This window comes from Candidatus Nanopelagicales bacterium, from assembly GCA_037045355.1.
Lineage (GTDB): Bacteria > Actinomycetota > Actinomycetes > S36-B12.
The window spans coordinates 16,682-29,101 of record JBAOHO010000022.1; the positions used below are offsets into that span (position 1 = coordinate 16,682).

Annotated in this window: 12 protein-coding genes; all 12 read left to right on the forward strand. The window is 66.8% G+C overall.

Annotated features, from left to right (window positions below):
* Nucleotides 1-53 precede the first annotated feature (53 nt).
* Complete coding sequence (locus tag V9E98_12095) at nucleotides 54-722, forward strand: hypothetical protein (GenBank protein ID MEI2717706.1); 669 nt, start codon at nucleotides 54-56, stop codon at nucleotides 720-722.
* A 69-nt stretch (nucleotides 723-791) separates the two neighbouring features.
* A complete protein-coding gene (locus V9E98_12100) occupies nucleotides 792-2,012 on the forward strand; it encodes a glycosyltransferase family 4 protein (GenBank protein MEI2717707.1) in 1,221 nt (406 codons plus the stop codon).
* A gap of 118 nt (nucleotides 2,013-2,130) precedes the next feature.
* On the forward strand, nucleotides 2,131-2,679 hold the full coding sequence (locus V9E98_12105) for a hypothetical protein (GenBank protein MEI2717708.1): 549 nt from the start codon (nucleotides 2,131-2,133) through the stop codon (nucleotides 2,677-2,679).
* 90 nt (nucleotides 2,680-2,769) lie between these two features.
* On the forward strand, nucleotides 2,770-3,672 hold the full coding sequence (gene pdxS / locus V9E98_12110; GenBank protein MEI2717709.1) for a pyridoxal 5'-phosphate synthase lyase subunit PdxS: 903 nt from the start codon (nucleotides 2,770-2,772) through the stop codon (nucleotides 3,670-3,672).
* Nucleotides 3,669-4,277, forward strand: a complete 609-nt coding sequence (gene pdxT / locus V9E98_12115; protein ID MEI2717710.1) for a pyridoxal 5'-phosphate synthase glutaminase subunit PdxT — start codon at nucleotides 3,669-3,671, stop codon at nucleotides 4,275-4,277. The genes pdxS and pdxT overlap by 4 nt, the downstream gene beginning before the upstream one ends.
* Nucleotides 4,278-4,330: 53 nt before the next feature.
* On the forward strand, nucleotides 4,331-5,080 hold the full coding sequence (locus V9E98_12120; GenBank protein MEI2717711.1) for a YebC/PmpR family DNA-binding transcriptional regulator: 750 nt from the start codon (nucleotides 4,331-4,333) through the stop codon (nucleotides 5,078-5,080).
* 204 nt (nucleotides 5,081-5,284) lie between these two features.
* Nucleotides 5,285-7,066: a wax ester/triacylglycerol synthase domain-containing protein gene (locus V9E98_12125; GenBank protein ID MEI2717712.1), complete on the forward strand. Its 1,782-nt coding sequence runs from the start codon at nucleotides 5,285-5,287 to the stop codon at nucleotides 7,064-7,066.
* A 134-nt stretch (nucleotides 7,067-7,200) separates the two neighbouring features.
* Nucleotides 7,201-7,704, forward strand: a complete 504-nt coding sequence (ruvC, locus tag V9E98_12130) for a crossover junction endodeoxyribonuclease RuvC (GenBank protein MEI2717713.1) — start codon at nucleotides 7,201-7,203, stop codon at nucleotides 7,702-7,704.
* Nucleotides 7,701-8,300, forward strand: a complete 600-nt coding sequence (ruvA, locus tag V9E98_12135; protein ID MEI2717714.1) for a Holliday junction branch migration protein RuvA — start codon at nucleotides 7,701-7,703, stop codon at nucleotides 8,298-8,300. The genes ruvC and ruvA overlap by 4 nt, the downstream gene beginning before the upstream one ends.
* Entirely contained in the window at nucleotides 8,297-9,439 is a 1,143-nt protein-coding gene (gene ruvB, locus V9E98_12140) for a Holliday junction branch migration DNA helicase RuvB (GenBank protein ID MEI2717715.1), read from the forward strand. The genes ruvA and ruvB overlap by 4 nt, the downstream gene beginning before the upstream one ends.
* A 32-nt stretch (nucleotides 9,440-9,471) precedes the next feature.
* Nucleotides 9,472-11,193 (forward strand): protein translocase subunit SecD, encoded by a 1,722-nt coding sequence (secD, locus tag V9E98_12145; protein MEI2717716.1) that lies wholly within the window; start codon nucleotides 9,472-9,474, stop codon nucleotides 11,191-11,193.
* Nucleotides 11,194-11,195: 2 nt separating this feature from the next.
* Entirely contained in the window at nucleotides 11,196-12,290 is a 1,095-nt protein-coding gene (gene secF / locus V9E98_12150) for a protein translocase subunit SecF (GenBank protein MEI2717717.1), read from the forward strand.
* Nucleotides 12,291-12,420: the final 130 nt, after the last annotated feature.

Consider the following 12,420-nt stretch of genomic DNA (forward strand, 5'->3'; position numbering starts at 1 on the left):
TCACGGGCCATCGGTGAAGCAGTACGAGAAGAACCTGACGCGCGTACTGCCTGATGCCTCACCGGCGGAGATCCGAGACGTCTCGCGAGCCGGATTGCAGAGCTACGCCCACTATTGGTGCGACGCGTTCCGCATGCCCGACTGGCCCCGCAGCCGCATCCTCGACTTCCAGGTCGACGGGCCTCGAACACATCGACGCCGCTCTGGCCGACGGGGGCAAGCTGGTGTTCGCCGGCCCGCACGGCGGCAACTACGACCACGGCGCTGCCTTCATCGCCCAGAAGTACGGCAGCCTCACCACCGTTGCGGAACGACTCAAGCCCGAGCGTCTCTTCCGCACGGTTCGTGGCCTTCCGCCAAGAACTGGGCATGGAAGTCCTGGGCACTCGGGCAGGGAGACCTCGTCGCCACACTGGTCGATCGGGCCGAGGCCGGGCAGCATCATCGGATTGGTCGGCGACCGCGACCTGTCTCGCCACGGCGTCCCCGTCACGTTCTTCGGTGAGCCCACGAGTATGCCGGCCGGCCCAGCTCTCGTCGCCCGCCGCACCGGAGCCACGTTGCTCGCCGTGAACTTCATCTACCGTGATGGGCAACCGGCGGCCACCGTGTTCGATCCCTTGACCGTCCCGACGACGGGGACGGAGGAACACGACGTCGCCACCATGACCCAGGCTCTCGCGGCCCGCTTCGAGATCGGCATCAGCGAACACCCCGAGTGACTGGCACATGCTTCAACCGCTGTGGCGCGCGGACCTCGACCCCCGGCGACTGGCCCGCGCGGAGTCGCGGTGATCGACGAGACGCTGAAAGTCGGCATCGTGTGTCCCTACGCGTGGGACGTGCCCGGTGGGGTGCAGTTCCATGTGCGTGACCTCAGGCGAGCGCTGCTTCGTGAGGGCCACTCGGTCGAGATTCTGGCGCCCGCCGAAGATGACGACAATGTCCCGCCCTACGTCACCTCCACGGGTCGACCTGTCGCCGTGCGCTACAACGGTTCGGTCGCCCGGCTGAATCTCGGATTCCGGTCCACCCGCAGGGTCCGTGAATGGATTCGGACGCACGACTTCGACGTGATGCACATCCATGAGCCGCTGTCCCCGAGCATCGGGGCCATCGCCGCATGGGCAGCCCAGGGCCCGATTGTCGCCACGTGGCACTCCAGCATGGAGAAGTCCCGGGTCCTGTCAGCGGGCTTCTACCTCGCGCAGACCGTCATGGAGAAGACGCGGGGGCGCATCGCCGTGTCGGAGCTCGCCCGGCGCACTCTTGTCGACCACGTCGGTGGTGACGCCGTCTTGATCCCCAACGGTGTCGAGTGTGCGTCGTTCGCGGACGCGGAGCCGTTTCCGGACTGGCCCGGACCGGGCAAGGCGCTGTTCTTCCTCGGTCGACTCGATGAACCGCGTAAGGGGTTGGACATCTTGCTCGCCGCCCTGCCCACGATCGCCGAGCGGCATCCGGGGGTGCGGGTCCTGATCGCCGGTCCCGGGGACGAGGAGGACATCACCAAGAAGTTGCCGTCCGACGTCGCTGCTCGCCTGACATTCCTCGGCCTGGTGTCCGAGGAGGACAAGGTCCGCGCGTTCCACTCCGCCGATGTCTATGTCGCCCCCAACACGGGCGGCGAGTCGTTCGGCATCGTGCTGCTCGAGGCCATGGCCAGCGGCACCCCGGTTGCCGCCAGCGACCTCGAGGCATTCCGGCGCGTACTGGACAACGGCCGTGCGGGACGGCACTTCCGCAACGAAGACCCCGCCGATCTCGCAGCAGTGGTGAGTGATCTGCTCTCCGACGACGACGCGCGCCGCACTCTGGCCGAGGTCGGCCGGGAGCGGGCATGGCTGTACGACTGGAGTCGCGTCACCCGCGAGATCGTCGACGTCTACCGCAGCGTGCGCATGCCGGGGGAGAAGGTCACAGAGGATCTGCGCGGGCAGTTCGTCGGCCGGCTGGCCCGGTTCTCCGGCCAGGATCCCTCCCCAACTTCTCGGTCCGGAGACACCTCATGACGCTGTCATCGGCGCATCGGCACCCGCGGTCATGCCTGCCGGGGCAGACGGCCGGACACTGCCTGTCGAAGCCAACCCAGGCCGTCCCGCGCGGGAACGTCTCGGCTGAGGTCCGCGTATGAGTTGGTGGGTATGGATCGTGGTCGCTATCGCCTTCGCGGTGGCTTTCTGGTACCTGTCATCGACGGCCGGTCGACTCGATCGGCTGCACCGCAGGGTCGACGCCGGGCGAATCGCCTTGGACCGCGCCCTACTCGAGCGGGCGTCCGTGGCCGCGGAAGTATCAGCCGCCGGAATGCCGGACCCGGTGGCAGCTGCCGTGATCTCTGACGCTGCCCACGAGGTCCGTCGCGTCCCGCCGGACAACGAACTCGAACGAAGCCTCGCGGAGTCCAACCTGACGCAGGTTCTCGGTGCCGCGTTCGACGATCCGGAATCTGTCACCGAACTGGCCTCGGTGCCTGGCGGCCAGGACTTGATGGTCGATCTGGAGAGCACCACTCGCCGGGTCGAACTGTCTCGCCGCTTCCTCAACGACGCGGTTCGTGCCTGTCGGGACGTGCGGTACCAGTGGTTCGTGCGGGTGTTCCGGCTGGCCGGGCACACGCCCTGGCCCCAGACCTTCGAGATGGACGACACCCCCCCAGCGGGCTTCGGCATCCGCTGACCGCTGCGCGATGGGTTGGGGAGTCGTGTCGAAACGGCCTACGATGGGTCACCCGGATCCGGTGTGATCCGTTCAGTGGAGGTAACCGCAATGGCCGAGTCCCAGACCACCCCTGCCGTCGGCACCGACCGCGTCAAGCGCGGTATGGCTGAGATGCTCAAGGGCGGCGTGATCATGGACGTCGTCACCCCCGAACAGGCCCGAATCGCCGAGGACTCCGGTGCAGTGGCGGTGATGGCCCTGGAACGGGTGCCGGCGGATATCAGGGCACAAGGCGGCGTGTCCCGCATGAGCGACCCCGACATGATCGACGGCATCATCGAGACCGTCTCCATCCCCGTCATGGCCAAGGCCCGGATCGGACACTTCGTCGAGGCTCAGATCCTGCAGTCGCTCGGGGTGGACTACATCGACGAGTCTGAGGTCCTCACTCCGGCCGACTACGCCAATCACATCGACAAGTGGCAGTTCACCGTGCCGTTCGTGTGCGGGGCCACCAACCTCGGTGAGGCGTTGCGCCGCATCACCGAAGGTGCTGCGATGATCCGCAGCAAGGGCGAAGCGGGCACAGGCGACGTCTCCAACGCCACCACGCACATGCGCACCATTCGCGCCGAGATCAATCGCCTGTCCGCCATGTCGCCCGACGAGCTGTACGTGGCCGCCAAGGAACTGCAGGCGCCCTACGATCTGGTCGTCGAAGTGGCCGAGGCCAAGTCCCTGCCGGTTGTGATGTTCACCGCAGGTGGCATCGCGACTCCCGCCGATGCGGCGATGATGATGCAGCTCGGCGCCGACGGCGTCTTCGTGGGATCCGGGATCTTCAAGTCCGGCAACCCCGCACAGCGCGCACACGCCATCGTGCAGGCGACCACCCACTACGACAATCCCGATGTCCTGGCCAAGGTCTCCCGCGGCCTCGGCGAGGCCATGGTCGGCATCAATGTCGAGGAACTGCCGGTCGATCACCGCCTAGCCGAGCGCGGCTGGTGACCCCGGACCCATTGGTCGGGGTCCTGGCGCTCCAGGGAGCCTTTCGCGAACACTTGGGGATCCTGCGTTCGTTGTCGATCACGGCACGAACGGTCCGCACCTCCGACGAGCTCGACACCGTCGATGCTCTGGTGATCCCGGGCGGAGAGTCGACGACCATGTCGCGTCTGGCGATCGACCTCCACATGCTCGACCCCGTCTCCGAACGGGTCGCCCGAGGGATGCCCACCTTCGGCACCTGCGCGGGGTTGATCATGCTGGCAGATCGGTTGTTGGACGGTCGCACCGATCAGCGCCAGTTCGGTGGACTCGACCTGACGGTGCGCCGTAACGCCTTCGGGCGCCAGGTCGAATCCTTCGAACAACCGGTCCCGATCCCGGTAATCGGTGAGCCGGATTTCCCGGCGGTCTTCATCCGGGCTCCGTGGGTCGAATCCGCGGGACCGGACGTCGAGATCCTCGGCACCATCTCTCGACCGGATCGTTCCGGTGTCACAGCGGATAGGATCGTGGCCGTTCGGCAGGGGCCGGTGCTGGCGACCTCGTTCCACCCGGAGTTGACGTCCGACGACCGCCTGCACCGGTTGTTCCGCACGATGATCTGACGATTCGAGGCACAAGCTCGGGGCACTGACCCAGGGCACTAGGGAGGCGATGTATGTCGGGGCATTCCAAATGGGCGACCACCAAGCACAAGAAGGCCGTGGTCGACGCCAAGCGGGGCAAACTCTTCGCCAAGCTCATCAAGAACGTCGAAGTGGCCGCCCGCCAGGGCGGTGGCGATCCTGCCGGCAACCCGACCCTCTACGACGCGATCCAGAAGGCCAAGAAGAACTCGGTCCCCAACGACAACATCGACCGCGCGGTCAAGCGGGGGTCGGGTGCCGAGGCGGGCGGCGCGCACTACGAAACGATCATGTACGAGGGATATGGTCCGGCCGGCGTCGCCGTGCTTATCGAGTGTCTGACCGACAACCGCAATCGGGCAGCGGGCGAAGTCCGGACCGCGATGACCCGCAACGGTGGTTCCATGGCCGACCCCGGTTCAGTGTCCTACTTGTTCGCCCGGCGGGGGGTTGTGATCGTGTCGCGCGATGCCGCCGGTGAGGACGAGATCCTCGATGCGGTGCTCGAGGCCGGCGCGGAGGAGGTCAACGACCTCGAGGAATCCTGGGAGATCGTCAGCGAGGCCTCCGATGTCGTCGCGGTTCGCACCGCCCTGCAGAAAGCCGGGATCGACTACGACTCGGCGGAAGCGACGTTCCTGCCCAGCGTCACCGTCGCGCTCGACGAAGAGGCCGCGCGCAAGACCTTCCGGCTGATCGAGTCCCTGGAGGATTCCGACGACGTCCAGAACGTGTACGCGAACTTCGATGTGTCGGACGAAGTAATGGAAGCCGTCGGCTGATGCGGTCGCAACGACCGATCACCTCGTCTAGTGTCACGGGGGAGTCCTGGATGGCTTGTTTCTCGTTCGGAAGCGGTGAGATGCCAGGCGGATGACGAGTGAATAGTGGGTCTATTCGCAGGGAAGACGAATCCGCAGATCACCGCTTGAGTGCGGCCGGGAAGCCACCCGGGGCACCAGCGTCAGCACGAGGAGGCAGACGACGTGAGCGACCTTGACAGCGCCGTACGCAGCGCAAACGACCTGCGGGCCGTCGGCCAACAGATGACCGGGTTCGATGCGGCCACTTGGCGCACTGCCGCGGGGGACAGGGGCCTGCGCTCGTCCATCGTCGCCGTGTCGCTGATGGACTCGACCCCGGACTGGGAACGACTGCACGCCCGGTTCGATCGCCTGACCCGACTGGTCCCCGTGTTGCGCGAACGGCCTCTGTTCGGAGCCACCGGAGTCTCGGGTCCGCGGATGGCGATCGATCCGGATTTCGACCTCGATATCCATCTGCACCGGTTCCGACTCCCCGAGGGAGCCGGCTGGGCCGGGGTGCTGAACGAAGCCCGGCGGATGAGTCTCACGGACTTCGATCACGACCGGCCGTTGTGGGAGTCGGTGCTGGTGGAGGGACTGCCGGAGGGCCGGTCCGCGCTGATCTTGAAACTGCATCACGCGGTCGCGGACGGGCAAGGCACGATCCTGATCGCCGCCAACCTGTTCGAGCTCACGCCCGAAGGCAATCCTGACGAACCCAAGGCGCCTCCGCCGCCCACGGGACACGATGTCTCCGTCACGACGATCAGTCGAGCGAACATCACCGACAACATCAGCCGGGTGGCCGAAGCCGCGATCTCCGGCGCCAAGGTGATGGCCGAACTGGCCATCGGTAGTGTCAAGAACCCTGTGGCGACGTGGTCCGACGCGGTCAACATGGCCGAATCGTTGGGTCGCTTCGCCTCGATGCCGGATTCTGCGTTGTCACCTCTGATGGGCTCCCGGTCGACCATGTACCGGTTCGCCACGTTCGAGTTGCCTTTCGAGCAGATGCGCTCGGCCGCAAAGAAGCGCGGCGACACGGTCAACGACGTGTTCCTTGGCTCTGTCGTGACGGGCGTTGCCAAGTACCACGATCGACATGGCCGCCCCACGCGGCGGCTGCGCTTCAATCTCCCGATCAGCCTGCGCAAGGCCAGCAAGGACGGCAGTGCGTCCAACGCCGTGACCATTGCGAGGTTCGAGTTGCCCGTCAACGGTTGCTCGATCGACGACCGGATCAAGGCAGCGCACGACGAGGTCAAACGCTGGCGCGACGAACCGGCCCTGTCGTTGGCCAACCCACTGGCGGACGTGACCTGGATGGTGCCCGTCCCCGTGCTCGCCTCGGTGGCGCGGGCCAGCGACATCACGACCTCGAACGTTCCCGGCCCTCCCATGCCGATCTACATCTGCGGCAGTCGGGTGGTGGGTACCTGGCCACTCGTTCCCACCGTGGGGGCAGCGAGCAACATCACGATGGTCACCTACGACGGCACAGCGTTCGTGGGTGTGTCCGCAGATACCGCCGCGATACCGGACCTCGACGACTTCATCACGGATCTGCGGGCGGGTTTCGCGGACGTCACCGGCGCGCCGGTTGGTCCGGTGGACCCGGCGGCCCCACGGGACGAGGGCACCGCCTCGGGCAAGAGCACGTCCTCGGAGAAGAGCACGTCCACGGGGAAGAGCACGTCCACGGAGAAGAGCACTTCCACGGAGAAGAGTGCCGCGAAGCGGGCCGCGACCAAGGACAAGAAACCCCGGGCGGCGACGAAAAAAGGCGCGGCCACCAAAGAACCCGCTGATCCCAAGAAGCCCGCGGCGGCCAAGAAGCCCGCGGCGGCCAAGAAGCCCGCGGCGGCCAAGAAGCCCGCGGCGGCCAAGAAGCCCGCGCGCGCCAAGAGCGCCAAGAAGAGGACCGCTGCTCCGGAGTCTGCCCCCGAGGAGACGCCCTCCTAGGCAACTGCCCCGTCGGCCCGCGGTCCTGGTGCGGGACGCGCCGTGACGATGATGCCCGCAGAGCGGGTCCGGCCGCGCTAGGGTGCGAACATACGTTCGACTGCGGCCTCGGCCGCGGGGCCACGGGAGGCAGCGTGCGCGTTCTGGGAGTCGACCCCGGATTGACCCGATGTGGGATCGGCATGGTCGACTCCTTGCCCGGGCGACGGGTCCGTCTGGTCGACTACTCGGTGATCCGCTCCAGTCCCGCAGACGATCTGGGGCAGCGACTTGCGGTCGTCCACGGCGAGATCTCCGCGATCATCACCGCGCAGCGTCCCGACGTGGTGGCAGTGGAGCGAGTGTTCGCTCAGAAGAACACGCGCACGGCCATGGCCACCGCCCAGGCCGCGGCCGTCGCGCTGCTCGCCGCCACGCAGGCAGGGCTGCCCATCGCGCTGCACACCCCCAGCGAGGTCAAGGCGGCCGTCACCGGAAGTGGTCGGGCCGACAAACAGCAGGTGGCCGTCATGGTGATGCGGCTGCTGCGCCTTCCGGAGCAGCCCACTCCGGCCGATGCTGCCGATGCCCTGGCTCTGGCTATCTGTCACTCGTGGCGAGCACCTCTCGCCGCCCGTCTGTCCGAGGTGATCGCATGATCGAGTACGTCCGCGGCACCGTCGACCGTCGCGCCGAAGACCACGTCGTGATCGATGTCGGCGGCATCGGCATCCGCGTGCAGGCCGCGCCCGCCACGGTTGCCGCGCTCAGTGCCGGCACCCCCTGCCAGGTGCCCACCAGCCTCGTCGTCCGCGAGGACTCGTGGACTCTGTACGGATTCACCGATCTCGACGAGCGAGAAGTCTTCGACTTGGTCCAGACGGTCTCCGGAATCGGCCCTCGAACCGCCCAGGCATTGGTGGCCACACTGTCCACCGACGGACTTCGTCGCGCGGTCCAGCAACAAGACGAGCGACAGATCATGACCGTGCCTGGGATCGGACGCAAGGGTGCCCAGCGGATCCTGCTCGAGTTGGGCGATCGTCTGGGGCCGCCAAGCACCGGCGCTGGCTCCGACCCGGCTCCGACGGGTACCCCCCAGTGGAACGGAGATGTGGTCAGTGGCCTCATGGGCCTCGGTTGGTCCCAGCGCGAGGCTGAGACAGCAGTCGCGGCCGTCTCCGGAGAAGTCGCTGAGGATGCCGATGTCGCTCAGGTGCTCAAGGCAGCCCTGCGGGAGTTGAAGCGCACATGACTACCCCCAACGCTCACGATGGCCCCGCCGCTCCCTCCGCCCCCGCCACTCCCGCCGCTCCCTCCGCCCCCGTCGCCCCCGACGGGGATCGACTCGTCGACCCCGTCCGCGAACCGGGTGAGGCAGCACTGGACTCCGCCCTGAGGCCGCAGTCGCTGGCGGAGTTCGTCGGGCAGCCTCGAGTGCGCGACCAGCTCGACTTGGTGCTGACCGCGGCCCGCGGACGTTCCCGAGTGCCCGATCACGTTCTGCTGTCGGGTCCTCCCGGCCTCGGCAAGACCACGCTGGCCGCCATCATCGCCACCGAACTCGGAGTGCCGTTCCGCATCACCAGTGGGCCCGCGTTGCAGCACGCCGGCGACCTCGCCGCTCTGCTCACCAGCCTGCAGCCGGGTGAGGTCCTGTTCCTCGACGAGATCCACCGCACGTCGCGGGCGGCGCAGGAACTCCTCTACATCGCCATGGAGGATTTCCGTGTCGACATCATCGTCGGCAAGGGTCCCGGGGCGACAGCCATCCCGCTTGACCTGGAACCGTTCACCCTGGTCGGCGCCACAACGCGCGCTGGGCTGCTGCCCGGCCCGTTGCGTGACCGCTTCGGGTTCACCGCCCACCTGGACTTCTACGACCAGACCGACCTCAGCACCATCCTGACCCGATCGGCGGCGCTCTTGGGCGTGAGCGCCGACACCGACGGCATCGCCGAGATAGCCGGCCGCAGCCGAGGCACCCCACGCGTGGCCAATCGACTGCTGCGGCGGGTGCGCGATTATGCGCAGGTGCACGGCAACGGCACGGTCGATCGAGCGACGGCGCACGCGGCCTTGGACCTCTACGAGGTTGATGCACTCGGCCTCGACCGGCTCGACCGATCCGTACTGGATGCCCTGGTGCTCCGATTCGGCGGCGGACCAGTCGGGCTCAACACGTTGGCGGTGGCTGTCGGGGAAGAGAGCGAGACGGTCGAAACTGTGGCCGAACCGTTCCTCCTCCGGCTGGGATTCATCACGCGAGGCCCACGCGGACGAGAGGCCACTGCAGCAGGGTGGCGCCATCTGGGAGCCACGCCCCCGGTGCCCGCGCCAGCGCAACTCGCGCTTTCCGCCGACCTGGACAGCGGCGCCGCCGACGGCGGGTAAGGTAGGTCGGTCACCGCGATCTGGAGGAGTCTGTGGCCGCACCAACCGGATACCGCCCTTGGCGGATCCTGGGTCTGCTCGCCGTCCTGTTGATCTCTCTCACGGTGTGGGCCTTCTGGCCCGGACAGGCTCACACGCCGCAACTCGGGCTCGACTTGCGCGGCGGCACCCAGGTCATCCTCGACCCGCAGCCGATCACCGAAGGCGCCACGATCACCGAGGAACAGTTGCAGCAGTCGGTCGAGATCATCCGGCAGCGCGTCAACGGCATCGGCGTCGCCGAGGCAGACGTGTCCATTCAGGGTTCGGGCAACGACGCCGTCCTGGTCGTGTCCGTGCCGGGGGTCACGCAGGACCGCATTGTCGAACTCGTCGGCCGCACCGCGTTGCTGAACTTCCGACCCGTCAACAACATCCTCAACCCTGCCCCCGTCGACCCGAACGCCCAGAACGACGGCTCGGGTCAGAACAACAGCCAGAACCAGGACCAGACCCAGGGCAAGAACAAAGACAAGCAGACCAGCTCTAACAATCAGACCGACACGGCCAGCGGCAACGCAGAGGTGCCGCAGGGCGAAGGTCAGCAGATAGTGCAGGCCGACAGCGACGACGCCAAGTTCCAGCAGGAGTTACTGGCCCTCGACTGCACCCTGCCCGAGAACCAGGGCGGGGGCGCCGCCGATGACCCGGCCAAGTGGCTCGGCACCTGCGCCAACGACGGCAGTGCCAAGTACTCGCTCGAACCCGCGTTCATCAAGGGCACCGACATCGCCTCGGCGCAGGCCCAGTTGCCGCAGCAGGGCGCCGGCGGCTGGGTCGTCACCTTGGACTTCAACGGCGAGGGAGCCAGCAAGCTCGCCGAAATCTCCAAGAAACTCTCGGCACAGCCACCGCCCACCAATCAGTTCGCGATCGTCCTCGACGGTGTCGTCGTCTCCGCACCGTCATTCCGGGAACCGATCCTGGGGGGCCAGGCCCAGATCGAGGGCAACTTCACCGCCGAGGAAGCCAACGACCTCGCCAACGTGCTGAAGTTCGGCGCCTTGCCGGTCACGTTGGAGCAGCAGTCGGTCGAAAGTGTGTCCCCGACGCTCGGCAACGATCAGCTGCGCGCGGGCATCCTGGCAGGCGCCATGGGCCTGATCCTGGTCGGTCTGTACCTGATCCTGTACTACCGGGTCCTGGGTGTGGTGGCGGTGCTCAGCCTCGTCATCGCCGCGTGGGTGACGTACTGCCTGTTCGTCGTCCTCGGCAACACCATCGGATTCACCCTGACACTGGCCGGCATCGCCGGCGCCATTGTGTCCATCGGCATCACGGCTGACTCGTTCATCGTCTACTTCGAACGTCTGCGCGACGAGATCCGCGACGGCAAGTCCCTGCGTCGGGCCGCTGACGACGGTTGGATCCGGGCGCGGCGCACCCTGCTCGCCGCGGACTTCGTATCGATTCTCGCCGCGATCGTCCTGTACTTCCTGAGCGTCGGCAACGTGCGTGGTTTCGCGTTCGCACTGGGCATGACCACGGTCGTCGACGTCATCATCTCGTTCTGGTTCACCCGCCCCGTGGCACATCTGATGGCCAACACGAAGTGGATGCAGAAGGGCGGCGCCTTCACGGGTGTTTCGCCGAAACGCCTGGGCGTCGAGTCGCTGCAGGGGGTCCGGCGAGAACCCACCCGCCGCAAGAAGGCCAAACCCAAAGTCACGACCGGGGTCAGTGGCAGCGGTCCCGATGATGGAGCGGTGATCTGACGATGTCCAAGATTCGCGACGTCGCCCACAACCTCTACGGGGGCCAGGTCTCCTACGACTTCGTCGGCAAGACGAAGGTCTGGTATCTCATCTCCGGCATCATCCTGGCCGTCACCATCGGTTCGTTGATCTTCCGCGGGCTCAACCTGGGCATCGAGTTCAAGGGCGGCGCCGAGTTTCAGATCCCCGCCTCGCAGTGCACGGTCGAGCAGGTCCGCACCACCGTCAACACCGATCTCGGTGGCTCCGCCATCGTCACCCAGTTGGGCGACGGAAGTCTGCGCGTCCAGACCGAGACCGTGTCGAACGAACAGGGCAATACCCTCACCCAGGCGCTGGGCCAGGAGTGCGGCGTCGCCGCCAATGACATCAAGATCCAAGTCGTCGGCCCGACGTGGGGCTCCGAAGTCAGCAAGAAAGCCTTGCAAGGCCTCGTCGTCTTCCTGATCCTGGTCAGCATCTTCTTGGCCATCTACTTCGAGTGGCGCATGGCGGTCGCCGCCTTGGTGGCGCTGGCCCACGACCTCATCATCACGATCGGCGTGTACTCGATCCTCGGCTTCGAGGTCACCCCGGCGACAGCCATCGGTCTGCTCACGATCCTCGGTTACTCGCTCTACGACACCGTCGTGGTGTTCGACAAGGTCAAGGAGAACACCCAGGGCATCCTCGGCCAGAGCCGCCTGACCTACTCCGAGGCCGCCAACCTGGCCATCAACCAGACCCTGATCCGATCCATCAACACGTCCATCGTGGCGCTGCTACCGGTGGCTGCCATCCTGTTCGTGGGCGCCGGCCTGCTCGGGGCGGGGACGTTGAAGGACCTCGCCCTGGCGCTGTTCGTCGGCATGGCAGCCGGCACCTACTCGTCGATCTTCGTCGCCACACCCTTCCTGGTTCAACTCAAGAACCGAGAACCCGAAGTGCAGGCTCTTGAGCGCCGCGTACTGTCGCGGCGCCGCAAGTCCGACGATGCGCAGGAGGCGCTTGAGGAGGCAGCGGTGGGGGGTGGCGCCAAAGGTGTGTCGCGCACCATCACGGAGTCAGGCGTGCGACAGCAGCCCAAACGTCAGAGCCGCTCCAAACGGCGCCAGTGAGTCTGGGCAGCGCCCACGGTCGCTGCGGGGTCGCGTCAGACCATCGTTTGTTCGTCTACCACTGCGGTCTTGCGGGCTCTCGTAGACTGAGCGCAGCGCCCCGTGGGGGAGCGCAGCGATCCCTGAAGAC